General features: G+C 39.1%; 25 protein-coding genes. 17 read left to right on the top strand and 8 right to left on the bottom strand.

Annotated elements, in window-relative coordinates; all coding sequences use genetic code 11:
• Positions 1 to 123: 123 nt before the first annotated feature.
• Both rpoZ and gmk read right to left on the bottom strand, forming a co-directional pair.
• Positions 124 to 405 carry a DNA-directed RNA polymerase subunit omega gene (rpoZ, locus tag B9T27_RS12570; RefSeq protein ID WP_086202008.1) on the bottom strand — a complete coding sequence of 94 codons (282 nt, stop codon included), beginning with the start codon at positions 403 to 405 and terminating at the stop codon, positions 124 to 126.
• Positions 406 to 495: 90 nt separating this feature from the next.
• Positions 496 to 1,116 carry a guanylate kinase gene (gene gmk, locus B9T27_RS12565; protein WP_086207160.1) on the bottom strand — a complete coding sequence of 207 codons (621 nt, stop codon included), beginning with the start codon at positions 1,114 to 1,116 and terminating at the stop codon, positions 496 to 498.
• 135 nt (positions 1,117 to 1,251) lie between these two features.
• Here gmk and ispH point away from each other — a divergent pair, with 135 nt between their 5' ends.
• From ispH to rplS, 12 genes are all read left to right on the top strand, one after another.
• A complete protein-coding gene (gene ispH / locus B9T27_RS12560; protein ID WP_086207159.1) occupies positions 1,252 to 2,202 on the top strand; it encodes a 4-hydroxy-3-methylbut-2-enyl diphosphate reductase in 951 nt (316 codons plus the stop codon).
• Between the two features lie 160 nt (positions 2,203 to 2,362).
• Entirely contained in the window at positions 2,363 to 2,860 is a 498-nt protein-coding gene (locus B9T27_RS12555) for a pilus assembly FimT family protein (RefSeq protein WP_086207158.1), read from the top strand.
• A complete protein-coding gene (pilV, locus tag B9T27_RS12550) occupies positions 2,861 to 3,403 on the top strand; it encodes a type IV pilus modification protein PilV (protein ID WP_086207157.1) in 543 nt (180 codons plus the stop codon).
• A complete protein-coding gene (locus B9T27_RS12545) occupies positions 3,403 to 4,401 on the top strand; it encodes a PilW family protein (RefSeq protein ID WP_086207156.1) in 999 nt (332 codons plus the stop codon). Before pilV ends, B9T27_RS12545 begins: the two co-directional genes overlap by 1 nt.
• Positions 4,398 to 5,219, top strand: a complete 822-nt coding sequence (locus B9T27_RS12540; RefSeq protein WP_086207155.1) for a pilus assembly PilX family protein — start codon at positions 4,398 to 4,400, stop codon at positions 5,217 to 5,219. The genes B9T27_RS12545 and B9T27_RS12540 overlap by 4 nt, the downstream gene beginning before the upstream one ends.
• A gap of 17 nt (positions 5,220 to 5,236) precedes the next feature.
• Entirely contained in the window at positions 5,237 to 9,217 is a 3,981-nt protein-coding gene (locus B9T27_RS12535) for a PilC/PilY family type IV pilus protein (RefSeq protein ID WP_086207154.1), read from the top strand.
• Positions 9,218 to 9,309: 92 nt separating this feature from the next.
• Positions 9,310 to 9,807: a type IV pilin protein gene (locus tag B9T27_RS12530; protein ID WP_416224406.1), complete on the top strand. Its 498-nt coding sequence runs from the start codon at positions 9,310 to 9,312 to the stop codon at positions 9,805 to 9,807.
• Positions 9,807 to 10,277 (top strand): type IV pilin protein, encoded by a 471-nt coding sequence (locus B9T27_RS12525; RefSeq protein WP_171263397.1) that lies wholly within the window; start codon positions 9,807 to 9,809, stop codon positions 10,275 to 10,277. The genes B9T27_RS12530 and B9T27_RS12525 overlap by 1 nt, the downstream gene beginning before the upstream one ends.
• A 144-nt stretch (positions 10,278 to 10,421) precedes the next feature.
• A complete protein-coding gene (gene rpsP / locus B9T27_RS12520) occupies positions 10,422 to 10,679 on the top strand; it encodes a 30S ribosomal protein S16 (RefSeq protein ID WP_086207152.1) in 258 nt (85 codons plus the stop codon).
• A 26-nt stretch (positions 10,680 to 10,705) separates the two neighbouring features.
• Positions 10,706 to 11,254, top strand: a complete 549-nt coding sequence (gene rimM, locus B9T27_RS12515) for a ribosome maturation factor RimM (RefSeq protein ID WP_086207151.1) — start codon at positions 10,706 to 10,708, stop codon at positions 11,252 to 11,254.
• A gap of 43 nt (positions 11,255 to 11,297) precedes the next feature.
• Positions 11,298 to 12,038 carry a tRNA (guanosine(37)-N1)-methyltransferase TrmD gene (gene trmD, locus B9T27_RS12510; protein ID WP_086207150.1) on the top strand — a complete coding sequence of 247 codons (741 nt, stop codon included), beginning with the start codon at positions 11,298 to 11,300 and terminating at the stop codon, positions 12,036 to 12,038.
• Between the two features lie 143 nt (positions 12,039 to 12,181).
• Positions 12,182 to 12,556 carry a 50S ribosomal protein L19 gene (rplS, locus tag B9T27_RS12505; protein ID WP_086207149.1) on the top strand — a complete coding sequence of 125 codons (375 nt, stop codon included), beginning with the start codon at positions 12,182 to 12,184 and terminating at the stop codon, positions 12,554 to 12,556.
• Positions 12,557 to 12,616: 60 nt separating this feature from the next.
• On the opposite strand, the gene B9T27_RS12500 is transcribed toward rplS, so the two are convergent.
• The 3 genes from B9T27_RS12500 to B9T27_RS12490 form a co-directional block, all read right to left on the bottom strand.
• Positions 12,617 to 13,579: an esterase/lipase family protein gene (locus B9T27_RS12500; RefSeq protein WP_086207221.1), complete on the bottom strand. Its 963-nt coding sequence runs from the start codon at positions 13,577 to 13,579 to the stop codon at positions 12,617 to 12,619.
• A 94-nt stretch (positions 13,580 to 13,673) separates the two neighbouring features.
• A complete protein-coding gene (locus tag B9T27_RS12495; RefSeq protein WP_086207148.1) occupies positions 13,674 to 14,636 on the bottom strand; it encodes a lipase family alpha/beta hydrolase in 963 nt (320 codons plus the stop codon).
• Between the two features lie 98 nt (positions 14,637 to 14,734).
• Complete coding sequence (locus B9T27_RS12490) at positions 14,735 to 15,775, bottom strand: lipase secretion chaperone (protein WP_086207220.1); 1,041 nt, start codon at positions 15,773 to 15,775, stop codon at positions 14,735 to 14,737.
• A 147-nt stretch (positions 15,776 to 15,922) separates the two neighbouring features.
• Between B9T27_RS12490 and truB the strand changes: the two genes are divergently transcribed.
• Positions 15,923 to 16,828, top strand: a complete 906-nt coding sequence (gene truB, locus B9T27_RS12485) for a tRNA pseudouridine(55) synthase TruB (RefSeq protein ID WP_086207147.1) — start codon at positions 15,923 to 15,925, stop codon at positions 16,826 to 16,828.
• 29 nt (positions 16,829 to 16,857) lie between these two features.
• Entirely contained in the window at positions 16,858 to 17,625 is a 768-nt protein-coding gene (locus B9T27_RS12480; RefSeq protein WP_086207146.1) for a sulfite exporter TauE/SafE family protein, read from the top strand.
• A 61-nt stretch (positions 17,626 to 17,686) separates the two neighbouring features.
• Here the strand turns inward: B9T27_RS12480 and B9T27_RS12475 are convergent, their stop codons facing one another.
• Positions 17,687 to 18,562, bottom strand: coding sequence for an EamA family transporter (locus B9T27_RS12475; protein WP_086207145.1), 876 nt, complete (start codon positions 18,560 to 18,562; stop codon positions 17,687 to 17,689).
• A 167-nt stretch (positions 18,563 to 18,729) separates the two neighbouring features.
• On the opposite strand from B9T27_RS12475, the gene B9T27_RS12470 reads away from it, so the two are divergent.
• Positions 18,730 to 20,184 carry a tetratricopeptide repeat protein gene (locus B9T27_RS12470; protein ID WP_086207144.1) on the top strand — a complete coding sequence of 485 codons (1,455 nt, stop codon included), beginning with the start codon at positions 18,730 to 18,732 and terminating at the stop codon, positions 20,182 to 20,184.
• 12 nt (positions 20,185 to 20,196) lie between these two features.
• Entirely contained in the window at positions 20,197 to 20,934 is a 738-nt protein-coding gene (locus B9T27_RS12465) for a metallophosphoesterase (protein ID WP_086207143.1), read from the top strand.
• Positions 20,935 to 20,967: 33 nt separating this feature from the next.
• On the opposite strand, the gene B9T27_RS12460 is transcribed toward B9T27_RS12465, so the two are convergent.
• The gene (locus tag B9T27_RS12460; protein WP_086207142.1) at positions 20,968 to 21,864 is read right to left on the bottom strand and encodes an EamA family transporter; all 897 of its coding nucleotides are present in this window, start codon (positions 21,862 to 21,864) and stop codon (positions 20,968 to 20,970) included.
• A gap of 105 nt (positions 21,865 to 21,969) precedes the next feature.
• Positions 21,970 to 23,202 (bottom strand): phosphoglycerate dehydrogenase, encoded by a 1,233-nt coding sequence (gene serA, locus B9T27_RS12455; protein ID WP_086207141.1) that lies wholly within the window; start codon positions 23,200 to 23,202, stop codon positions 21,970 to 21,972.
• Between the two features lie 375 nt (positions 23,203 to 23,577).
• On the opposite strand from serA, the gene B9T27_RS12450 reads away from it, so the two are divergent.
• A complete protein-coding gene (locus B9T27_RS12450; protein ID WP_086207140.1) occupies positions 23,578 to 24,987 on the top strand; it encodes an FAD-binding oxidoreductase in 1,410 nt (469 codons plus the stop codon).
• The last annotated feature ends 57 nt before the right edge of the window (positions 24,988 to 25,044 follow it).

Here is a 25,044-nt window from a genome sequence, read left to right as displayed (position 1 = left end):
TTCAAAAAGAAATACTCTATTTTTTTTAACAAATATTGAGTGATTTGTCTAATGTTTCATATCAGATTTGTAAATAAAAAAAGGCCTAGTCTGAAAACTAGGCCTTTTTTTAGCAGTTAAATCTTATTGAAAAGAAAAACCGTCTAAATTTAAGCTATTTGCAGAAAGTGCTAAATCTAGGCTAGATGTTTGGTAATCTTGATCACGTTGTTTTAAAATATCTTTAGTGACATGGCCAGAAGCAATTTCACGTAAAGCAACAACAGTTGGCTTATCATTGTCCCATTCTACAGTTGGTTCAATACCTTGACGTGCCAATTGACGCGCGCGTTTGCTTGCCACTAGTACAAGCTCAAAGCGGTTGTCCACATGGTCTAAACAATCTTCAACGGTTACGCGTGCCATAAGAATTCTCGTTTGAATATAAATTTTTTAAATAGACTGCGCAGTATAAAATGCTTTCAGTATAGACTCAAGTTTTAATCGTAGTATTCATCAGGATTGTGGGGTGATGAGGTTTTGGATTAATGCCTGATGACGATTCGCTTGCTGACTAAGCTTCAAACGATTGGCATTAATCACCGACTCTAAATCGTGTAAAGCCTTATTAAAGTCATCGTTAATAATGATGTAGTCGAAATTTACATACTGTTGCATATCTTCCACAGCACAACTCAGACGATGTTCAATCACATCTACGGAATCAGTCCCGCGATTCGATAAACGCTGGCGTAAATCAAATTGAGTTGGCGGTAAGATAAAAATTTGCTTAGATTCAGGAAAAAGTTTACGAACTTGTTCGGCGCCTTGCCAGTCAATTTCAAGTAAAACGTCATGTCCCTTGGCAAGCTGCTCTTTTACAGTCGCTTGTGCAGTACCATAATAGTTACCAAAAACTTCTGCAAACTCAATAAAACCGCCTTGTTCAACTTGAGCAAGAAAAGCTTCTTTGTTGGTAAAATGGTAATGCACACCATCTAATTCACCAGGGCGTTGAGTACGCGTGGTATGAGAAACAGAAACATGTAAATTACTGACACGCTCAAGTAGGGCTTTCACAAGAGATGTTTTGCCCGTTCCTGAGGCTGCAGAAACGACAAACAATAGACCCGACATGATATTTTTCCTGATATGATAAAATATCTTCTCTATTTTAAAGTAGACGAGTGGCAAACAAAATAGCAACTTGCAATTTGTTTGTAGTTTTATCAATAAATTTACTCCAAAATTTAAGCGAGCGTTGAGGGATTTATGGAAATTGTATTGGCTAATCCACGTGGTTTTTGTGCAGGCGTAGACCGAGCAATTGCGATCGTCAATCGCGCGCTTGAATGTTTTAATCCCCCTATTTATGTACGTCATGAAGTCGTACACAATAAATTTGTGGTGGATGATTTACGTCAGCGTGGCGCTATTTTTGTCGATGAACTAGATGAAGTTCCTGATGATAATATTGTGATTTTCAGTGCACATGGTGTATCGAAAGCAGTCCAGCAAGAAGCAGAACGCCGCGGTTTAAAGGTGTTTGATGCAACTTGCCCTTTGGTCACGAAAGTGCATATTGAAGTCACTAAATATGCACGTGAAGGTACTGAAGCGATTCTGATTGGTCATGAAGGTCATCCTGAAGTTGAAGGTACGATGGGGCAATATGATAAAAAAAATGGTGGTGACATTTATTTAGTTGAAGATGAAAAAGATGTTGCATCATTAAATGTACACCATCCAGAAAAAGTTGCTTTTGTTACCCAAACCACATTGTCGATTGATGATACGGCTAAAGTGATTGATGCTTTACGTCGTAAATTTCCAAAGATTCAAGGTCCGCGTAAAGATGATATTTGCTATGCCACGCAGAATCGTCAAGATGCAGTGCGTGACTTAGCTAATCAATGCGATGTGGTTTTAGTTGTAGGTTCACCAAACTCATCAAATTCTAATCGATTACGTGAGTTGGCCGAACGTATGGGGAAACATGCTTATCTGGTTGATAATGCCGATGAGCTTAAGCAGGAATGGTTTAATACCGCCGATAAAGTTGGGGTGACAGCAGGTGCATCCGCTCCAGAAATTTTAATTAAGCAAGTGATTCAGCGTTTACAAGACTGGGGTGCAACAGCACCACAAGAACTAAGTGGCTGTGAAGAAAATATTACATTTAGTTTACCTAAAGAGTTACGTATCTCTGTAATTCAGGCATAACTGTTAAAGAGGTAACACTCTCTTTAAATTCTTAATTTGACAGGTAATTGTATTTTAGCAATTATCTGTTTTTTTATGCCTTCTATCCTTTATGTGTTCAATTTGTAATTAAGTTAGGTATTATTTTTAATAGGGTAAAGTTTTGCTATTGGGGATCGGGATGCAAAAAAACAAAGGATTTACCTTGATTGAGTTGATGGTGACCATTGCAGTATTGGCAATTATTGCCACGATGGCGGCTCCTTCTTTTAATCGACTTATATTGAGCCAGAAGTTAAATAGTAATACACGGACATTGGTTGGTGCATTTAATCTTGCAAAGTCACAGGCTTCTGTGATGAAGAGAACGGTGGCCGTATGCCCAAGAAAGATAGTTACCACTGAGGATGATGCAAAAAAAGACTGTGCAACAGCAGCAATTGCAGGTTATGCAGCGATGACTGATCTGGAGAAAACTGATGTTCGTGAAAATCGTGTGATTTTAATGGTGATTGATCCAAAGGTGACTTTACAGTCAGGTAGCGCAACTCAAATAGTATTTAGTGAAGTAGGTTCAAGTGGGGCTCAGCAAAGTATGAGTTTATGTGCAGGTAAAGAATTGCGAACGATAACTATTTTGCAATTGGGTAATGTGACCCAAACGACGGGAACTTGTTAAATGATAATAATAAAACATCAAAAGGGTGTTGGTTTGATGGAGGTCTTGGTCGCACTTTTATTACTGGCAATAGGTGTACTTGGTTATACGGTATTACAGTTAAGAGCAGTCGATGCCTCTTCAGAAGCACTTTCACGTTCACAAGGTATGCTTGTTTTAAGAGGGCTTGCTGAGAATATTCGAGCAAATCCAGATGGGCAGACAAGTTATCCTACAGCTGTACGTGAATATACATCATTAACTAGTGCTACTAAAGAACCAACGGCAAGTTGTTTAAACCCTGCGGTAAAATGTACGCCACAGCAAATGGCAACATATGATGCTTATAGCACAGCTCAATCGGCTTTTGATATTGGTATGCATATCACAATGGCTGATTGCCCAGGAGTATCTGCTGCACCAGTGAAACGCCAATGTTTATTTATTGCATGGGGTGATACGACATTGTCCGCAACGTCTACTACTGCTGATGTCAAAAATTGTATGTCGAGTGCAGGTATTTATACTGCAAATTCGAAATGCCTCATGATGGAGGCATATTAATGAACAAAAAAATCAAGAAACTAAATGTACAGAATGGTTTTACATTAGTTGAGTTAATGATCGCTTTAGTTTTGGGTCTTTTAATTTCAGCCGCCGCTATCCAATTGTTTGTTGGTGGATTTTTGACTTCTCGTATGCAAGAAGCCAATGCGGAATTACAAAATAGTGGTGTCTTTGGGCTGGATTATATGGCTCGTGATATTCGTCTAGCCAATTTCGGAAATATTGTGCGTCCAGATTTAAATGATCAGACACCTTGGGGAGGAATTGTACTGACAGCACTTGATGCAACCAACACCAAAACAAATATTCCCTATCCAGCAATTGAACCCTTTATTTCTTCAGGACTCCTCAGTCACAGTAAAGGAAATCAGGAAGATATCAGTACTGTAAAAAATGAATGGCAAGGTTTATCTAATGTAGATTTGACCAGTGATCAGCTTACCATTCAATTTGTTGCACCAAATGACATGGTGAATTGTGAAGGGCAGACTGTTCAGGAAGGGGATTATATTATTCAGCGTTACTTTTTGAGACGTGATCCAGCTAGTGCAACATCAGGAGTTAATTTTGGCTTGGCATGTGATGCAAATACGCCGACAGCATCAGGAACGAATCCAGTAGCAAAACCAACGACTATTACAGGATTTGGTGATGCGGGGCAGATTATTATGCCACGTGTAGATCATTTTACTATCCAATTTGGAACGCGCGATAGTAGTAATAATCTGGCTTATTACACCATTAATCAGTATCGGATTGCAGCAAATGCAGCAAGAGCAAAAACACCTGCCGAAGAACCATCACGGATAGTCTCGGTGAAAATGGCTGTTCTTGTACGTTCACTAGATGATACTAAAAATAAAAATATTGATTTAACGAAGAAAATATTAATTCTTAATCAGAGCGTGACACTCAACGATGCTAAAACACAATACGCACGTCGAGTTTATACGACATCAGTTGCAATGCGAAATGGTTTGGGAGTACCTCGATGAATTCAAATTCTGAAATGAAAATGCATCATCAGCGTGGGGCGACTTTAATCGTTGTTTTGATTATGTTAGTGCTAATTACCATTATGGGAATTATGGGTATTCGTACAGCTATGACATCTTTGAATATTGCGACGAATAGTCAGGTTGGGCAGCTTTTATCACAGACGGGTGATACCCCTAGTAATTATTTTTTGAATTTATCGGATTATAAGCATCTCACTCAAATTACTACAGCTGTTGGTCAGGCAATTGAGCTTCATAAAAAAAATCCAGGTAAAGAAGTGATTTTTTGTTATAGGCCAACATCAAAGGAAATTGTGGATAGTGCATTTGATACGACTGTTCTGATTCCACCTGATGAGACTGCAGCTTCAAGTGCTAAAGCGACCATTGATTCAGTCTATACCAATCGTAGTGGATTTTGTGATTTAACCAAGGATTTTGGTAGTTCACGTGAAGCCGTGGTGACGCAAGTTGCTGTCAAAGTGATTGCAGAACCAAGTGCATCAATTGGTGCTGATCTTGAAAGGGGAAGTGATCAGTCGGCAGGGGCAACTGTTGCCAAAGATAAGGTTGAAGCTCGCATTCGAGTGACATCAACTGCGATTATGCCGAGTTTTTCTCGTCAAAATATAGACGAAATTCAGAAGTGTATTGGCAGTTCTGCAACAGTGGGCTATATCAATGACAATTTGGCTAAGGAATTAAAAGGCAAACAGACTATGGCAGACTGTTTGGTTGGAAAAGGCGTTCCCATTAGTACTCAGGTTCAGGAAATGGAAATGAGATCCCGTGATATTCAAGTTGAAGCACCTTAAAAGTTGGGAGAACAATGATGAAAAAACAGAACAATAGGTTCATTCCTGAAAATAAATTGACTCAGCTTAGTCGAGGTATTTCTTTTGCTTCAGCTTTTTTGGGTACCACACTTATTGCCTCTTCAGTAGTTCAAGCAAGTGATTTGCAGATTTATGCAACACCGACTGCTGGTAAAAAAACTATTGTAATGATGCTTGATACTTCGGGGAGTATGAACCCTGAAAGTAATAGTTATCGTGAAAACCGGTTACAATTAATGAAAACCGGTATGAATGCTTTTTTAAGTAGTAATAATCCAATTCTAAGAGACGTAAAGGTTGGATTAGGGAATTACTCTACTGGGGGGGATGGTAAGTCTGGTAATATTTTAGTGGCTGCGGCACCCTTAGGTGATGTGAGTACTCTCAATACTGTAGGTTCACAACGTTACAAGCTTAAGCAGGCTGTAAATGGGTTAACCGCTAGAAATGGTACGCCTACAGCACATGCTTATGCTGAGGCAGCAGCTTATTTGATGGGAACATCAACAAGAAGTGAAGCTGAAATAGAAAAGGATCTTTATAAAAAAATTACCACGACAGCTCAAGTATTTGACAGATATGAATGTCAAAGTACGAGCTATCCTTACTTAAAACCAGGTACCAATATATGTTATCAAAATGCTGGTTTTACCAGTAGTAGAACGCAGACGGCAACGACTATTAATAAAACAGTGAATACCGATACGTATTACCAATGTATCAGTTGGCGTACGACTGATTTTACCAATGGCTTACAGTATTGTGGTACTGGGACCTCAAATCAACATACATCTACGAATTCAGCATATTGGAAAAATTTAGGTAATGTAGAACCTGCTAATTTTTCTGGTGATGGGACAAGTTCATCTACAGGAGTTATATATTCCTATAAATTGGATATGCAACTAGGACCAAATGCAGATAGTGGTTTTGATGTATCTACAACAGATGCTAAAGATGGTTTAAAGTATATTTCTCCGTTACCAGTAGAGAAGGATCGAGTGAGTTGTGATGGGCAAGGGGTTTATATCTTGTCTGATGGTGCAGCAAATAGCACAACGACAAATAGAACAAAGTCAATTATGTCAGCTGCATTAGACAATTATGGTACAGGATTTAGTTGTTCTGGAGGTATGGCAGATGCATATGATGATACTGGTAGAGCAATAGGTGCATGGGACTGTATGGGGGAGTTTGCAAAGAAACTTTTCGATAAAACTAAAAATCCTACAGGTGTATCCATACAAACTGCTTTTGTTGGTTTCGGCAGTGATATGAATAATTTAAATCAGGCATATGTTCAACGTGCCTGCCAATTAAGTTCGAGATCACAAGCGGATAGAACCGGAGATGATGCCTGTTCTCCAGGTAAAGGAAGATATGCAGTAACTTCACCAGCATTTGGTAATGGGGGGTTTTTTACAACTCAATCAGCACAGGGTGTAACGGATAGTGTTATTGCATTTATTAATAATTTAGGTAAAGCACCATTAGAGCCGCTTACGACAGGTGCCATTTCTGTTCCTGTTGATAATTTAAATCCTTCAGGATTACAACCATATGGATATTTACGTGGTTTGGAGCCGAATCCACAAGGGACTGATTTAGCATGGGCAGGTAACTTGAAAAAATATCAAGTTATCCAAAAAGGAAATAATGCAGGCGCTTTTGCTGCAGCCAATGGAACAACCTTAGTTTATGATGCTCAGGGTGGTTTTAACACTGGTACCAAAGATTTATGGAATAATAACAGTGTATATAACGGGAAAAGTTATAGTGATGGAGGGGTTATCCGTCTAGGTGGTGCTTACTCTAAAGTTCCAATGCCTATATTAGGGCAGCAAGAAGATCTAACACTAGATCCGCCACAATATGCATATGCAGCAAATGTAAATGCTGTGCGTAACTTATTTACAGATGTAAGTGCAACTGATGCAAAAAATTTAACCAATGCAAGTAATAATACAAGTCTGTTAAAAATTCCTGGTGAAGCGATTCCAACCAGTGGAGCAGCATCCTTTGTGCTTTCTCAATTTAAGACCCAGGTGGCTTTAAAAGATTTTCCTATATTAACAAAAATAAAATTACTGAATTATCTTGGATATAGTATTCCTTATGATGAAACAGCAACAGCATTACCGAATACACTTGAAACACCTGTAGCACCACATTTGGCGATGGGTGGAAGTATACATTCATTACCTGTACAGTTGACATATTCAGGTACTTTGGATGAAACAGGAACTTTAACCAATACTCGCAGTCAATCAGTCTTATATGGAACAATGGATGGCGGTTTACATATTGTAGATAGTCAGACAGGTCAGGAACAAATGGTTTTTGTTCCAGCTGAGCTTTTAAGAAGTAATCTTGGTTCTAAGGCTTTAATTAAAGGTCAGACAGATCTTAATTCCCCTGTATCGGGTACGGATGGAGCATGGGTTGCGGATTCCACTTACAAAACTCAACGTGCCGCATCTTCAACGGAGACGAGTACGGTAAAAGCATTAACCATGAACATTTATGGTGGAATGCGTATGGGTGGGAATAGTTATTATGGCCTTGATGTACTAAATCCTACTAGCCCAAAACTGTTATTCAGATTAGGAGCAGACGTTGCAGGCTTTAACCGTATGGGGCAGTCTTGGTCTAAACCTGTATTGGCCAATATCCGTTATCAAGGTAAAAATCGTCGGGTTATGATTGTCGGTGGTGGCTATGATCAATGTTATGAAAATCCAAGATTTTCTTTAAATACAAAAGTTTCAGATACAGATTTTCCAGATACAAGCTGTGATAATAAATCTCAGGCGCAAGGTAATGCGGTGTATATGGTAGATGCTGATGATGGTTCGCTAATTTGGTCTACGACATATAGTGCAAAAGCAGCAGATGGCGATCAAAAGTATCTCCTACATAGTGTTGTGAGTCGTATTGGTGCGATTGATCGCGATGGTGATGGCTTAATCGATAACCTGTATTTTGGTGATTTAGGAGGACAAGTATTCCGTGCAGACTTTGATAACTATCAAACTAAAACAGGTTCAGCCTATAGCAGTTTTGGTGTGCGCGTCGCACGAATTGCAAATTTAGCAAGTAATGATACTGCAAATAATACGTGGGATTATACCAATAGTAAGGCACCTCGTTTTTATGAAGCACCAACCCTAACTATTCATGATGAGGGTGCGAATACCTTTCTTGTGGTTGGTCTTGCTTCAGGCAATAGAAGTACGCCTTTGGATGTTGTACCAACTGTAGGTCGTGAAAAACTTTTACCATCAACGGCACTCGGTGATCGCTCAGTTAATAATGTTTATGGTCTGATCGACCGAGACTTTATAAATCCAGCATTGATGAAATCTACTACAAGTTTAAAAACAGTCGGTATGACTTTAAATAAATTACAACAAAACCCACAACTATTGACTGGTCAAGTCTCCAATACATTCTTTGGTTCAGGTAGTGGTATTAAAGAGGGGTGGTATCGCTCCCTATCTAGTATGAGTAATGGTACTGAACGAGGTGGTACTGGATTCCGTGTAGCGGGTGGTATGAAAGCCTATGAAGAGCCATTTGCGATAACAGGCAATCTGATTATTCCAGTCTATGATCCTCAAGGAACCGGAATAGCAGGTCAAGATCCATGTAAACCACGTGTCGTTGGTGAAACCGATCGCCAATTATATTGTTTGCCATTTGGTGCTTGTTTAAAAACTGATGGAACGGTAGATAGTGGGCCTGGTGGTCGTGAAAGTAAAACTGGTTTTCAAACGAAAACAACAGACTGTCCTCCAGGTATTGCTGAGTGTAATAAGAATCCAATTGGCTCAGGGATTCGTGGTTTAGCGATGGCTCCAATTGAAGGTGGCGCATGCCCAGATAAAACACTCGCTGGTAATGATAAGGGAACTGGCAAGTGGAGTTGTGAACAGATTATTAACCCAACACGATGGTATGATAAATGGATCAAGTAAATCCTCAGTTGAGCCGATCTACCATCTCTTCCACTTATTTTAAAATAAGTGGAATTCAAAAGGTTCAACAGGGTTTTACCCTTGTTGAACTGATGGTGGTCGTAGTCATTATTACAATTTTTGCTGTGATTGCGATTCCTTCGTATCAAGAATACGTTAGGCGTAGCCAAGCATCCACTGCGGAACAGGAAATCCAAAAAATTTCGGAGCAATTAGAGCGATTTAGAGCAAAAAACTTTACTTATCGATGTTTTGATCCAAAATATTTATATGGTGGTACGGTCAGTAATACTGGAAGTAATAAATGTAAAAATGATGATTCATTAGCAGAAATTAATTTGCCTTATGGTGCAACTGGTGCAAATATAAAATATGTCATTACAATTATGGATTTACAAGATAATAGTAAGAAACTGACTGATGATGGAGCATTTGGGCGCAGTTATGCCATTAAAGCGTTGTCAAAAGATGCAAATAAAAATTATACCTATTTGCTAACCAGTGTTGGGTTACGCTGTAAAAATAAAACAGCCGCAAATGTGACATATATAAGCTGTGGTGCTTCCACGAATGGAATGGAGGGCTGGTGATGAATCAAAAGGGATTTACATTAGTGGAGTTGATGATTGTTGTTGCTATCATTGCTATTTTGGCAGCTATTGCTTACCCGTCTTATCAACAATATGTAATCAAAACAAAACGAGTGGATATGCAGTCTGCAATGATGCAAATTTCTCGAAATCTTGTAAATTATAAGATGGCTAATAATGATTTTTCAGGTCGTACTGTTGCTAATGTATTTGGTGGTACTGTTTATCCCACTTCTGGACCTGTACTTTATGATTTAACTTTAACCGATATTGACGGTACGCAACCTTTAACAGCAACAGCTGCCAAAGTGAATACCTGGCTACTAATCGCTACTCCAACAGGTGCACAGACAGGAGATGGACATCTTATCTTGAATCACCGTGGAGAGCGGTGTTGGACTAAAGGTTCTGATAAAAGCGGTGGTACTGCTTGTGTCCCATCTGCTGCTACAAATTGGGATGGGAGATAGATTACAAATTCAAGCTGTGGGTAACTTGAATTTGATCTTTCCTTCGCAGTAAATATGACGTAAAATATTGCCCTCTATGAAAGGGGTTTGAAATGTTCCGATGGTCGGTACATGAATAATCCGTAAAAACTATAAGGTTCTATCATGGTTGTAATTCGTCTAGCACGCGGTGGTGCTAAAAAACGTCCTTTCTATCAAGTTATTGTAACTGATAGCCGCAATGCGCGTGACGGTCGTTTCATCGAACGTATCGGTTTCTTTAACCCTACAGCTCAAGGTCAAGCAGAAAAAATTCGTTTAGATGCTGATCGTTTTGCTCATTGGGTTGCTCTAGGCGCTCAACCGTCTGAACGTGTTGCTTCTTTAGCTGCTCAAGCTAAGAAAGCTGCAGCTGCTGCATAATTCTAAATTAAGTAGTAGGAAAGCCCATGACACCAACACAGAATGTTCCCGAAGATCGTATTCAGATTGGACAGTTACGTTCAGCATATGGATTAAATGGGTGGCTCTGGATCTATTCCAATACAGAACCTATGAGCAACATCTTTGACTATCTTCCTTGGTACATTGAGACTAAAGAAGGTTGGCAGAGTGTAGATGTAAAACGTTGGAAACCACACGGTAAAGGGTTGGTTGTTTCGCTAAAAGGTGTGATTGATCGCACTGGTGCAGATAGCTTAGTTGGAACCAATGTTTGGATTTCTCAATCGCAACTTCCGAAAGCAGGAATGGATGAGTTTTACTGGACAGATTTGAAAGGCTTAACAGTATTAGGTCTAGATGAAGCTGAACAAGAAGTAAATCTCGGTAAAATCCATGAAATGTTTGAGACAGGTGCTAACGATGTGATGGTGGTTCACGCAACACCGGATAGCGTTGATGCTGAAGAGCGTATGATTCCATGGCATAAAGATGTGGTACAGCGTGTTGATCTAGAAGCTGGTCGTATTTACGTTAATTGGGGCGTAGATTACTAATCCTTAACGGGGTTAATGCATTCGGAAAATAGAGGAGTCTGCGATGTTTTTTGCAGTCATTACGCTTTTTCCTGAAATGTTTGAAGCGATTACAGCCTACGGTATTAGCGGGCGTGCAGCAAAACGTAGCATTGTACAAGTAACTTGTATTAATCCTCGCGATTATGCTGAGGGCAACTACAAAAGAGTGGATGAACGTCCATTTGGTGGTGGTCCAGGTATGGTAATGATGGCTGAGCCTTTGGCAAAAGCGATCAATCATGCCAAAGAGCTTGCACAGCAAGCAGGTGCAGTTCATGTTCCTGTGGTGTATATGTCACCACAAGGAAAGACCTTAAATGAACCTGCGGTACAAAAATTTGTCGAATATGACGGATTGATTGTACTTTGCGGACGTTATGAAGGTGTTGATGAGCGTTTGATCCAGCAATATGTCGATCAGGAATGGTCGATTGGTGATTACGTGTTATCGGGTGGCGAACTTCCTGCGATGGTTTTATTGGACAGTATTATTCGACGTTTGCCGAATGCTATGTCTGATGAGCAATCACACGTACAAGACTCATTTGTGGATGGTCTTTTAGATTGCCCACAATACACTAAGCCAGATCATTTTGACGGTTTGGATGTTCCCGAAGTTTTAAAATCAGGGCATCATGCAAATATTGAAAAATGGCGGTTTTTGCAGCGTTATCAACGTACACTTGAGCGCCGCCCAGAGTTGGTGGAACAAGTGGAATTGACCAAGCAGCAGAAAAAATGGCTAAAAGATTTAAATACTTAAATTCAATTTAAGTATTCTTTTAATAGGCCCTTTGTTGATTGAGATGGTCAACAACGAAGGGAAAGATAATCGGGTGTATGCGCTTTAGCCTCTATACCTAGCGATGATTAGACCTCTTCTGACTCGCACTTTGGAGATACCCCATGAGCGGTAAGCATCCTTTAGTACAAATTATTGAAAATGCGCAATTAAGAACTGATCTACCTGCATTTGCACCAGGTGATACAGTTATTGTTTCTGTAAAAGTTAAAGAGGGCGATCGTGAACGTCTTCAGGCTTTCGAAGGTGTGGTAATTGCGATTAAAAACCGTGGTTTAAACTCTGCATTTACTGTACGTAAAATTTCTAACGGTATTGGTGTAGAACGTGTTTTCCAAACACATTCTCCAATCGTAGCTAAGGTTGAAGTTAAACGTCGTGGTGATGTTCGCCGTGCTAAACTTTACTACCTACGTGAATTATCTGGTAAAGCTGCACGTATCCGTGAAAAATTACCAGCTCGTAAAGTTAAAGCTTAATTTTAAGTTTTATACGAGTAAAAAATGCGCCTTAACGGCGCATTTTTTTATCCTGTAGTTTTATAAACCTTCCAGTTTTAAACGATTGGCCTGTTGTCGATACTGGGCCACCGGATCAGGGGAAAATAGGGCGTGCAATCCAAGAATTTGATTGACTTGATCTAAGTGGCTTTGATCGTAATTATCACGAATAACTTGACCTAAATGAGTATTACAACGACTGACTAAACCATCATTATCTTTATTCTTATAAGATAATGGCGCCAATTGAGATATTGCACTATCTACGATATCAAAAATATTGGTGATTTGTGATGTTCCTGTCCAAGAATAATGATATACACCATTGCGGGTAATTTTTTGACCTTGACCACAGTCTTTTGGAATGGCTGCACTTGGATATTGAGCATTAAATTCTGCAGAACCTTTTTCACTGATACTTTTTAATGAGCGCTCCAAATTATTGGGTAAGCTTGGATTGCCTTCCAGTAAGTTGGTCACGGGTGCAATCATATATTGCCCGACAACCGTCAATAGCGTTTTAGCTGTATTATTATTTAAAATATCATCGGCTACTTTTGAGCCTTTGATAGTTCCTGCAACTGCGGTGAGTGAGGCTACTTTTTCTGGGGCAACAATTTCAATATAGCGAATAGTTGGGCCCCCATGGCTATGGCCAATCAAATTGACCTTTGGGGCACCAGTGATGGCCAGAACTTCATCCACCTGTTGGAGCAGCTGTTCACCACGAAGTTCTGTACTAGCTAAAGGTGAAACTTGGGTGGCAAAAACAGTCGCTCCATTACGTGCTAAATCAGGCAAGACTTGATAAAAATAATCAATGCCGAAACTTGCAGGACCTAAACGCGTGAAGCCAAACATACCATGATTAAAGACAATTGGATATTTGGTTTTAGCATAATTTGAGCTCACAAATTGGCTTTTTACAGTCTGCAAGTTGGTGGCAAATGTGGTGGATGCGCTGAATCCGCAGAGTAGCGTAACAAGCGAAACTTTAAGTATGTTTTTCACAATGTTTCCTTTTAACTTTTTTAATTTTATGGAATTTTTTAAAATGACTGAGATCTTTCGATCATCGGTATGCGGGCTATTTCTGTTATAAGCCTTGTAGTTTTAAGCGGTTGGCATGTTGCCGATAAACAGAAACAGGATCAGGTGAGAATAAGTAATCCCGTAATCCTAAGATTTGGTTTACTTCATCAAAGTGATTCCAGCGATAGTCATCACGAATTGTTTTACCCAGCTTACTACTACATTTACTGACCAAGCCATCATTGACTTTACCGCCAAACGCTATTGGCCCTAATGACGTGAGTAAAGTATCTGGATCAAGTAAATTGGTTGTATTGGCAACCCCTGTCCATGAATAGAAATAAATTCCTTTGGCTTGAGCAGCACCATCTGCGCAGGACGTTGCGGGCATGCCGAGTGGAAATTTTGCATTGTAAACCGTGACTCCAGCTTGTGACATACTATAAATAGATGCTTTAAAGTCTGAAGGGAGATTAGATTGTTGTGCAAAATTGATGATTGGGGTAACTAGTGCATTCACTACTTGTGCCAAGACACCTGTGAGTATCGGTGTATTTTGAACTAAATCGGCAACAGCTGAACCACCATTTACACCGGCAATTGAGCTGACAGAGGCGACTAAATCGGGACGGATACCAGAGATATAGCGTGCGGTTGGCCCACCATGACTGTGTCCAATTAAATTGACTTTAGGTTGTCCCGTTAAGGCAATCACTTCTTCAACTTGTTGCAATAATTGTTCACCTCGAACCTCGGTTGATTCTAAAGGTGAAACCTGAGCAGCGTAAGCGATTGCACCATGACGAGCTAAATCGGGTAAAATTTGGTACCAATAATCAAGTCCAAATTCTGTGCTACCTAAGCGATTGAATCCAAACATACCATGTGCAAATACCATGGGATATTTAGTTTGGGCATAGTGATCGATTACATATGCTGTTGTGGCTTTTTGTAGGCCAGCAGCGGCAATGCTGTGTTGATAGCTTAAACATGTCAGCAGTCCTGCGACCAGTATTCTTGCTTTCATTTTTATTCCTTAATTTTGTTTTTGTTTGAATTATAAACGTGATGTCGGATGTGTACCTCCTGATCTATGACATATTGAAAAAATGATTGAATACAAGATTAATTACTAAATGGTAATTTTCCACCTTGATCATGAACACTTTCAAAGGTATGTAGACGCAGCTGTTCGGATGGATTATTAAATTGTTGAGTCTTTAATTGCTCCACAGCAGTTTGTTTTGCAGTATCACTCATCGAACTTTGTGTAATTTGGTCACGATCGGTTAGATATTGATTCACGCGTTGTTTCCAATCATCACGTTGAATATCCAACTTTTCTAAACGTTGGGTGGCATCAGCACCGACTAAATTGGTTCGCATTTGGCGTAATTCAGTTGCTGAACCGCCCCGTGCTTTAATCTCTGAAGTGAGTTTTCTTAAATCTTCAAGCTGTGAGAGTTGTTGTAAATTTTCTTTCCAATCTTCAGGTAATTGATTAAAGCGAGCAGCCAATTGTTTGGCTTTTTCTTCGGTAGATAAACTTTGATCATCGAGTATTGCTAAGCGGTCTAAAGTGTAGTCGTTATAACTGTCTTCTTTGCCAAATAAGCCTTCGCTTTCATACGTTGAAAAAAACTTTTGACGCAAGTTTTGCATATTTGAAAAAATAGTCCGGTAATACTTCGGATCTTCTGGTTTGATATTCGGTGCTTCCAAGAGTCCAAGTTGTTCACGGTATTGTATATAACGTGACCATAGATCGGTCAATTGTGAAGAAATTGGCTCTTTAAAGCTGCTTTTTATATAAGTCACAAAGTCAGTTTTAATTTGTTGAATATTTTTTTCACCATATTGGGTAATAAAATATTCAAAGCAGTCTTTAGTTTGTTCATTGACCACCAAGCGATTGACTTGATCAACACGAATTTGGCAATTGATTTGAGTATCTTGTTGGCTTTGACTACTAAACATGTGGGTTTGCGAAGTTGTATTTGTGGAAGTTTCTGCATGGCTAGCTTGAGTTTGGTCTTGAATATCTGAGGAATTCACTCTTGTATCTTGTTTCAAATAATGTGGTTTTAACCCAAAAATAAAAGCCAAGATCAGCATAATGATGAAACTGAGGCCAATTACCCAATATTTTTTCTGCGTTCCCTGCATAGCCATACAGCATCCTTGAGTTTGGTATTATTATTCTGATTAAAAAATAATCTGACATAAAAAAATAAAATTCACAGGTAAAAATTGTAAAAATGGACAGATGGATTTGTTAAGATACGCTTCAAGATTGCACGAATTATGTAGATCATGTCCCTGAAAGCTCAGAAAATCTCTCGTCGCCATATTAGTGGTGTTTTTTTATTAAATAAGCCATTAGGTATTAGTTCGAATGCTGCTTTACAAAAAGTGCGTTGGTTATTGAGAGCACAAAAAGCAGGGCATACAGGTGCATTAGATCCATTAGCATCAGGCTTATTACCGATTTGTTTAGGTGAGGCGACCAAGTTTTCACACTATTTATTAGAGTCGACTAAACGATATCAAACTGTGGTTAAGCTGGGTGAAACTACAACTACAGGTGATGTTGAGGGTGATGTTTTAAAGTCGTGCACGGTACCTGTCTTAACCGAAGAAAAAATAGAACATGTACTAGCCCAGTTCCGTGGTGATATTCAACAAATACCGCCGATGTATTCAGCCTTAAAAAAAGATGGGCGTCCGCTTTACGAGTTGGCGCGTAAAGGGATTGAAATTGAACGTGAAGCACGACCAATCACCATCTATGATTTAAAATTACAGAGCTTTACAGAAGATAGTCTAACTTTAGATGTTACCTGTTCCAAAGGAACTTATATTCGCGTCTTGGGTGAGGATATTGGTCATGCCTTAGGTTGTGGTGGGCATCTGATTGAATTACACCGTACTAAAACTGGACACTTTGATCTTATTCCTGAATATACCATTGAGTATTTAGAAAGCTTAACCGAGCAAGAGCGTGAAGCATTGCTATTACCTGTATATGCTCCAGTCGATCATTTTCCTAAAATACAAGTTCCTGAAGGGCGTGCTGATTATTTTCAGAAAGGGATGGAAAGTAATATTGAACATGCTGCCGAAGCACAGGTGATTGTCTTTGATGGTGAGAAATGTTTAGGTTTAGCTGAAATTACAGATAAAAAACGTTTAGTGCCAAAACGAGTTCTTAATCTCTAAACATATATGGATATATAAGAGTAAAAGTTATGGAATTTGATTTAATCCTTAGTTTGGTGTTCTTTGCCTTTTGTGCTGGTGCAATTGATGCAGCTGTGGGTGGAGGGGGGTTGATTCAAATTCCCGCACTTATGGGGGCATTACCAAACTATGCAACAGCCACTGTTTTTGGTACCAATAAACTGGCCTCTATTTGTGGTACAGCTTCAGCTGCACTTTCATATTTACGTCAAGTTAAAATACAATGGAAGTTGCTTGCCGTTATTGCTGTCACGGCATTTATCAGTTCCTTTGGTGGAGCTGCCTGTGTTTCGATGATTCCACAGGAAGTTTTAAGACCCTTTGTTTTATTTATGTTGATTGTTATAGCAATCTATACCTTCATGAAGAAACAATTTGGGCAAGTGCATTTTCAGCAGGAAATTACCCCTAAAATTCTTTTATTGGCAGGAGTCGGTGGCCTATTAATTGGATTTTATGATGGGATTTTTGGCCCAGGCACTGGTAGTTTCTTTATCTTTTATTTTATTCGTTATTTAAAAGTCGATTTTTTACATGCTTCTGCCTTGTCTAAAATTGGAAATTTCATGACTAATTTTGCGGCCTTGAGTTTTTTTATTCCAACAGGACATGTGTTGTTTCAATTGGGGCTAATGATGGCTGTTGCCAATGTTGCAGGTTCGATTGTTGGTGTGAAAATGGCATTGAAATATGGCAGTGGTTTTATTCGAATTCTATTTCTAATTTTAGTCAGTATTTTAATTTGTCGTTTAGGCTATCAAATGTTGATGAATTAACTATAAAAATACACTTTAAAAAGATGGCCTGTTGGTCATCTTTTTAATGGCGCATCTAAAACTAATCAGGGTATAAATCAGCGGGTTTACTGGTTCTAAAAGTAATGCCAATTGATGCAAGCATAATACAAACTAAGGCAATACTTTGCCAAATGGAAATATGTTCATTCAATAATACGAAACCAGCAATTGCAGCGAGTGCGGGAGATAAACTGGATAAAGTGCCATAGCTGAGTTTGTTTAAGTGTTTGAGTGCCATTAAATCTAGGGCATAAGGAATAGCAGTGGCCAATAATGCAATCAGTAATGCTTGTCCCCAATATTGGGTTTGCATGAGTGCAGTCGGATTGTGAATAACGCTGACCGGCAACATCACGAGTGCCGACAATAGGATTGCGATACTTAATGCGTGTAGACCAATATTTTGGCGTACGACTCTTTGACCATAAAAGATATAAAAAGCCCAACAAATTCCTGCGCCAATGGCAAACGCTGCCCCAAGATATGAAAAATTATGTTGTGCTGCATCTTGCCAAGGCACCATCAAAGTCACACCGATAATTGCAAGACAGACCCAAAGATAATCACTTTTTTGTTTAATCGAGATTAAGGCTAAAGTTAAGGGGCCTAAAAACTCTAAACCAACCGCAATACCTTGTGGAAGTTTGCCTAGAGAGGCATAAAACAGCACATTCATTAAACACACTGAACCACTATAAAACAGTAAGTCTTTCCATTTTAGAGAAGGAAGTCGTTTGATGATTTTCCACGAACGGAACATGAGAATGATTAAAATAGAGGCAAAACACAATCTAAGCGTTACAACCGTGAGAGGATCTAAGACTTCGAACAACTGCTTAGCAAATGATGCACTGATCTGATAGGCGACCATGGATAAGATCATATAAAAAACGGCTGTAAGATTGGTTTTTTGCATACATTAAGCGGATCAAAATGACATTCAGGATATTAACATTTTCTTTTAGATAATTTTACATTTCGAAAATATATGAAAAATCATTTAATATTTACCTGTGATATGACATTAAGTGAGTTAAGATAAATAGATATATTAGATAAATGACACAAACGTAGGTACACAAGATGTCAAACAACGTATGTAATCCAATAAATTCTGAACCAATCCAACCGATCTTATTTGAACAAGTTCAACAAGATCATCCAGAGGCATGTTATCAATGGGTGGTCGATAGTGAATCTATTGCTGTAGCAAATTCGGATGAGCAAGCACAACAACGCATCGATTTATTGGTCAATGCATCGAATCAAAATCATGCTGCTGCAAGTATTTTATTGGGACAGTGGCATGTACTTGGGCATTATGTGACCCAGAATCTAGATGCTGCAATCTTATTTTTTCAACATGCTGCAAAATTAGGTGCAGCGATTGCCCATTTAGAATTGGCTTATATTGGATTAAATGGTTTAGTTGAAAAAATCAATCTGGAGCAAGCTCTTGAGCATTTGCAGCAAGCTGTAACATTCAATCATCCTGAAGCCATCCATCTCTATGCGAAATATCTGCTAAAGCAAGAACCAGAAACAGCACAATCATTATTAATGGATAATTATTTAAAACATCAATATCAAGAAAGCTTAAAACTATTGGTGCAGCATGAGGCTTTTAATCAAGAACAAGTTAAAAGCCAGCTGGAAGATATGGCACAACAGGACTATTTTGCGTGTGCAGTATTGGCATTTCATTTTTTAAAGCATGGTGATGAAAAACTAGCATTAAAATATGCAGATTTGGCTCAGGAACAGCATGAGCCTTATGGGTGTTATATACGGGCTTTATTAGAACAAAAAAATCCGGTAGGTTCAGCAGAAATAGCGCATGAATTTTTACTTAAAGCCGCAAAAAATGGGCATATTGAATCTATTTATTTGGTTGCCGTGGAGCTTTTAAAGCAAAGCGATATCGCTCAAAATTCAGCAGCACGAACTGAACTTCATCAGCAAGCATTTGGCTTTATGCAGCAAGCAGCTTTGGCTGGAAATCGGGATGCACAATATTCTTTTTCACAGTTTTTGAAACAGGGTATTGGCACAGAAAAAGATTTACAGCAAGGGTTATATTGGCTGAAGCAGGCAGCACAAAACCATCATTGTGATGCTCAGTTTGAACTTGCTATGTTATTACCTTTGCAGCACGAGCAGCATTTACCCTTATTAGGCACAGCTGCACAGAATGGGCATATCCAAGCAATGCTCTGTATGGCTATTCATGCACAGCGTCAGCAAAAGATCGAGCAGGCATTGGCTTGGTTGCATAAAGCCAAAGCAGGTAATTCACCGCGAGCGTGCTATTTATTAGCACAGATTTATCGTGATGGCGTGGGTATTACAGCTGACTTGCCACAAAGTGTAGAATTTTTGCAACAAGCAGCTGATTTAGGCGATATCGAGGCTTATTTTGAACTATTTAAAGCGTATAAAGAGGGTCTTGGTGTACGTAAAAATAAGTCGCTGGCGATTAAATATTTAAATTTAGCCAAAGAAAATCAGCATATTGAAGCAGCATCGATTGAATTTTAATGGGCTATCATCATGGTGTGGTTGAATAAGCTTTTAGGTTTGGGTCGGCGTGATGTAGTACAAGCAAAAACACAGATTTATCAGCATGAAACAGGTCGTTTATTTGTGGTTGGTGATGTGCATGGTTGTTACGATCAGTTGATGCAACAGCTTGCAGCTGTAAAATTTAATTTTAATCAAGACCTATTGGTTGCTGTTGGTGATTTGGTTGATCGTGGGGCAGACAGTTTAAAATGCCTTAATTTGGTTGATCAGCCTTGGTTTAAAGCAATTCGTGGCAATCATGAGGAAATGTGCATTTTGTCTAAAGTCGATCGACATATGGCAGATTTACATGTTCAGCATGGTGGCGAATGGTTTTATGCTTTAGATCCAATTCAACGTGAACAAGTCATTCAAAAATGTGTGGCTTTGCCGATTATTTTGGAAATTGAATATCAGACTCAATGTTATGGTTTTGTGCATGCAGATATTCATAAAAATCAATGGGATATATTTAAAAAATCAGTTCAATCTAATCATGAATTGGCAGTATGGGGAAGAGGGCGTATTCGTAATAAACGTCCAGAGTTGTATTCCAAGATTCAAGGAATCGATCTGGTGTTTCTTGGGCATACCGTGGTTGATTGTGTGACCAAGCGAGAAAATTGTTATTTTCTCGATACTGGATGTGTATTTGGAAAAGAGCTAACTCTTGTCGAAATTAGCCCGAATATTTCGATTGAACAGCAAGTAAAAGTCGTTGAGTAAAATATCCCCACTAAGCATACAACTTCTTCTGATTTAATGCTTAATTTTTGCTTTTTCCTCGGCTTTTTTTCTTGCGAGTTGTGTTGTATAGGTGCAACCAATCGATGCACAAATGATTACTGACAATGCCAACCATTGTGTCCAAAGTAATTGCTCATTTAGAAAGATAAAGCCCGAAAATGCGGCAATAGCAGGCTCTAAACTCATGAGCGTACCAAAGCTTAATGCCGTTAAATTTCTCAAAGCAATCATTTCTAAAGTAAAAGGTAAGGCGCTGGCAAGGATAGCTAGTGCAATAAAATAGATTAAGTTCGATGGTTCAAAAACGGTTGTTGTCATACCGGAGAACAGAGCAATCGGCATCAAACATAACATTCCCACAAACATGCCTAGACATACAGTATGATTACCAGAGACACCAGATGGTCGTTGTCCTGCAATAATATACATTGCCCAACAGGCACCCGCTGCAAGTGCAAATGCGATACCGATAGGATCTAAAGGTTGTGTGGCTTGATCAAATGGAAACAATAAAACTAAGCCTAAAATAGCCAGTCCAACCCAAATAAAATCAAATTTTTGCCGTGCATAATATAGAGCAACGCTAAGTGGCCCGATAAATTCAAATGAAACCGCAATACCTAAAGGTAAACGTTCGATAGATAAATAAAATAAAGCATTCATTCCTGCAATAGCGAAGCCATAAGCAATGATGGAAAGCCATTTCACTCGTTTGAAATTAATTTTCCAAATTCTAAAGATGATGGCCAAAATGATTGCACTCATAAATATGCGCATGACAGCCACAGTTAAAACAGGAAATTGTTCAAATAATACTTTTGCTAAAGAGCCGCTACTTTGCAGACTCATCATAGCGATTAAGAGCAAGAAAATTGCTTGAAGGTAGGATATCTTTTGTAGATTGAGCATTTAACTAAAATGGCCTTTGATCGGTAAAAAATAATAACAGTATTTTTATCAAACAATAAAAAAACCACAGCTAGAAAGCTGTGGTTTTTTTAGAGTCTTTATTATTTAGAACAATACGCGAACGCGGATAGTACCTTCAACTTCGTTTAGGGTATCTAAGGCTTCTTTCGATGCAGTTGCATCAACATCCATCACTAAATAACCGACATCACCTTTGGTCATTAAAGATTGACCAGAGATATTGATGCCATGTTCAGCAAACAAGTTGTTGATTTTAGAAAGAACGCCAGGAATATTTTTGTGAATGTGCAGTAAACGGTGTTTACCTTCAGTCAACGGTAATGCAATTTCTGGGAAGTTCACAGCAGATAAGGTCATCCCTTTATCTGAATAAGCCACAAATTTTTCTGCCACTTCTAAACCAATGTTCGCTTGTGCTTCCATGGTCGAACCACCAACGTGCGGGGTTAAAATTACGTTGTCTAAACCACGTAATGGAGAAACGAATTCTTCACCGTTGGCTTTTGGTTCTTTCGGGAATACATCAATTGCAGCGCCACCAATGTGACCTGATTTGATTGCATCAGCAAGATCTTCAATGATGACACAGGTACCACGTGCTGCATTGATGAAGATAGAACCTTCTTTCATTTTGGCAAATTGTGCTTTGCCAAAGAAATTACGTGTAGAAGGCACATCAGGAACGTGTAATGTCACGACATCAGCAGTAGCAAGAAGTTCATCTAAAGAACCGACTTGACGTGCATTTCCCATTGGAAGTTTAGTGACAGCATCATAATAGATGACTTGCATCCCTAAACTCTCAGCAAGTACCGAAAGCTGAGAACCAATTGAGCCGTAACCGACGATACCTAAAGTTTTACCACGAGTTTCAAACGAACCCACAGCTGATTTATTCCAACCACCACGATGTGTCGATGCAGATTTTTCTGGTACGCCACGAAGGAGTAGAATTGTTTCAGCAAGGACAAGTTCAGCAACTGAACGTGTATTTGAATAAGGTGCGTTAAATACTGGAATACCACGAATCATGGCAGCATTTAAGTTCACTTGGTTGGTTCCGATACAGAAACAACCAACAGCGATCAGTTTATTCGCAGCTTCAAATACTTCGTCAGTCAATTGAGTACGAGAACGAATCCCAATGAAGTGAGCATCTTTAACCGCTTCTTTCAACGCTTCACCTTCAAGCGCAGTTTTACGGGAATCGATGTTGGTGTATCCGGCAGCATTTAAAGTGTCAATTGCGTTTTGATGAACGCCTTCTAACAACAAGAAACGAATTTTATCTTTAGGTAGTGAAAGATGTTGGCTCATTACGGCTCCGCTACAAAGGCCAAATTTAGTCGCAATATGATACCATAGACACGGGTCTATAGATATTTCGTTTATGACTGAGAACGTGGATATTTGCCTACGATTTCTTATAAGCTATATTGATAAAATGGATTAATCTGTATTTTTCTACGACTCCGTGCACTTTGCGTCTAAGTTATGCATAAAGTGTAAATAGAGTATGCATGGATGAGGCTTTATCCAACGCAGGCTTGGCGGTAGAATACAGCAGAATTTGGCGTTAAAATTTGAAAATGATGTTTATTTTCAGGTGAATATTTTTTATCAAGCGGTTCTAAATGGAAGCGCTATAGTCCCCAAAACCACTTGTTTATATCTTGCTAGGTCCGCAAAACGATGAATGCTCCAGTTACTTTAGCACCTGAATTATTGACCCACTTGACGGAAATTGTCGGTGAAAATCGTATTAAAACCGACGCTGACAGTTTAGAAAATTGGGGTCGTGATCATACGAAGCACTTTGATCCAAACCCATCTGTCATCGTTTTTCCATCGAGTACTGAACAAGTGCAGGCGATTGTAAAACTTGCCAATCAATTTGATGTTGCGATTACACCATCGGGTGGTCGTACGGGTTTATCTGCGGGTGCAGTGGCAGCGAATGGTGAAATTGTCATTAGCATGGACAAAATGAACCAAATTATTGAGTTCTTTCCTGCAGATCGCATGGTTCGTATTCAGGCTGGTGTTGTAACCGAGCAGTTGCAAAACTATGCTGAACAACAAGGCATGTATTATCCCGTTGATTTTGCATCTTCAGGTTCATCGCAAATTGGCGGTAACATTGGCACCAATGCTGGTGGTATTAAAGTAATTAAATATGGCATGACGCGTAATTGGGTGCTGGGTTTAACCGTTGTGACGGGTAAAGGCGATGTACTGCGCTTGAATAAAGGCATGATTAAAAATGCTACAGGTTATGCGTTACAACATTTGTTCATTGGTGGTGAAGGTACTTTAGGCTTAGTGACTGAAGCTGAAATGAAGTTGGAACGTCAACCGCATGACTTACAAGTAATGGTCTTGGGTATCCCCGATTTTGAGTCAATCATGCCTGTGCTGCATGCCTTCCAAAACAAAATTGATTTAACGGCATTCGAATTCTTTGGTGAATTAGCGATGCAAAAAGTATTGGACAATGGTCATGTGCAACGTCCATTTGAAACAGCATGTCCATTCTATGTATTACTTGAGTTTGAAGCGCCGTATGAACCAATTATGGATGCGGCAATGGAAATCTTTGAGCATTGCATGGAACAAGGTTGGGTGCTTGATGGTGTCATGAGTCAAAGTTTAGACCAAGTACATAGCTTATGGCGTTTGCGTGAAGACATTTCTGAATCAATTGCGCCATTTACCCCATACAAAAATGACATTTCCGTGTTAATTACCCATGTCCCTGCATTTATTAAAGAAATTGATGCAATTGTGGAAGCGAATTATCCTGATTTTGATATTTGTTGGTTCGGTCATATTGGTGACGGTAATTTGCACTTAAATATCTTAAAACCTACGGATTTAAGTAAAGATGATTTCTTTGCCAAATGTCAGGTCGTGAATAAATACGTATTTGAAACCGTGAAAAAATACGATGGTTCAATTTCTGCGGAACATGGCGTGGGTATGACCAAAAAGCCGTATCTTGGCTACACGCGTTCTGAAGAAGAAATTGAATACATGAAAGCATTGAAACAAGTATTTGACCCGAACGGTATTATGAATCCGGGTAAGTTGTTTGATCTTTAATTGAAATAAATATTCCAAAAAGCGCATCGTGAGGTGCGCTTTTTTTATAATTTGATA

This window comes from Acinetobacter sp. ANC 4648 (assembly GCF_002135345.1).
Lineage (GTDB): Bacteria > Pseudomonadota > Gammaproteobacteria > Pseudomonadales > Moraxellaceae > Acinetobacter.
Note: the sequence above shows the minus strand (reverse complement) of the source record. Positions and strands in the feature narration are given on the sequence as shown.

Excerpts from the sequence above, each read along its gene's own strand:
- rpoZ (WP_086202008.1), bottom strand. The coding sequence starts at position 405 with ATGGCACGCGTAACCGTTGAAGATTGTTTAGACCATGTGGACAACCGC.
- gmk (WP_086207160.1), bottom strand. The coding sequence starts at position 1,116 with ATGTCGGGTCTATTGTTTGTCGTTTCTGCAGCCTCAGGAACGGGCAAA.
- ispH (WP_086207159.1), top strand. The coding sequence starts at position 1,252 with ATGGAAATTGTATTGGCTAATCCACGTGGTTTTTGTGCAGGCGTAGAC.
- B9T27_RS12555 (WP_086207158.1), top strand. The coding sequence starts at position 2,363 with ATGCAAAAAAACAAAGGATTTACCTTGATTGAGTTGATGGTGACCATT.
- pilV (WP_086207157.1), top strand. The coding sequence starts at position 2,861 with ATGATAATAATAAAACATCAAAAGGGTGTTGGTTTGATGGAGGTCTTG.
- B9T27_RS12545 (WP_086207156.1), top strand. The coding sequence starts at position 3,403 with ATGAACAAAAAAATCAAGAAACTAAATGTACAGAATGGTTTTACATTA.
- B9T27_RS12540 (WP_086207155.1), top strand. The coding sequence starts at position 4,398 with ATGAATTCAAATTCTGAAATGAAAATGCATCATCAGCGTGGGGCGACT.
- B9T27_RS12535 (WP_086207154.1), top strand. The coding sequence starts at position 5,237 with ATGAAAAAACAGAACAATAGGTTCATTCCTGAAAATAAATTGACTCAG.
- B9T27_RS12530 (WP_416224406.1), top strand. The coding sequence starts at position 9,310 with ATGGTGGTCGTAGTCATTATTACAATTTTTGCTGTGATTGCGATTCCT.
- B9T27_RS12525 (WP_171263397.1), top strand. The coding sequence starts at position 9,807 with ATGAATCAAAAGGGATTTACATTAGTGGAGTTGATGATTGTTGTTGCT.
- rpsP (WP_086207152.1), top strand. The coding sequence starts at position 10,422 with ATGGTTGTAATTCGTCTAGCACGCGGTGGTGCTAAAAAACGTCCTTTC.
- rimM (WP_086207151.1), top strand. The coding sequence starts at position 10,706 with ATGACACCAACACAGAATGTTCCCGAAGATCGTATTCAGATTGGACAG.
- trmD (WP_086207150.1), top strand. The coding sequence starts at position 11,298 with ATGTTTTTTGCAGTCATTACGCTTTTTCCTGAAATGTTTGAAGCGATT.
- rplS (WP_086207149.1), top strand. The coding sequence starts at position 12,182 with ATGAGCGGTAAGCATCCTTTAGTACAAATTATTGAAAATGCGCAATTA.
- B9T27_RS12495 (WP_086207148.1), bottom strand. The coding sequence starts at position 14,636 with ATGAAAGCAAGAATACTGGTCGCAGGACTGCTGACATGTTTAAGCTAT.
- B9T27_RS12490 (WP_086207220.1), bottom strand. The coding sequence starts at position 15,775 with ATGCAGGGAACGCAGAAAAAATATTGGGTAATTGGCCTCAGTTTCATC.
- truB (WP_086207147.1), top strand. The coding sequence starts at position 15,923 with ATGTCCCTGAAAGCTCAGAAAATCTCTCGTCGCCATATTAGTGGTGTT.
- B9T27_RS12480 (WP_086207146.1), top strand. The coding sequence starts at position 16,858 with ATGGAATTTGATTTAATCCTTAGTTTGGTGTTCTTTGCCTTTTGTGCT.
- B9T27_RS12475 (WP_086207145.1), bottom strand. The coding sequence starts at position 18,562 with ATGCAAAAAACCAATCTTACAGCCGTTTTTTATATGATCTTATCCATG.
- B9T27_RS12470 (WP_086207144.1), top strand. The coding sequence starts at position 18,730 with ATGTCAAACAACGTATGTAATCCAATAAATTCTGAACCAATCCAACCG.
- B9T27_RS12465 (WP_086207143.1), top strand. The coding sequence starts at position 20,197 with ATGGTGTGGTTGAATAAGCTTTTAGGTTTGGGTCGGCGTGATGTAGTA.
- B9T27_RS12460 (WP_086207142.1), bottom strand. The coding sequence starts at position 21,864 with ATGCTCAATCTACAAAAGATATCCTACCTTCAAGCAATTTTCTTGCTC.
- serA (WP_086207141.1), bottom strand. The coding sequence starts at position 23,202 with ATGAGCCAACATCTTTCACTACCTAAAGATAAAATTCGTTTCTTGTTG.
- B9T27_RS12450 (WP_086207140.1), top strand. The coding sequence starts at position 23,578 with ATGAATGCTCCAGTTACTTTAGCACCTGAATTATTGACCCACTTGACG.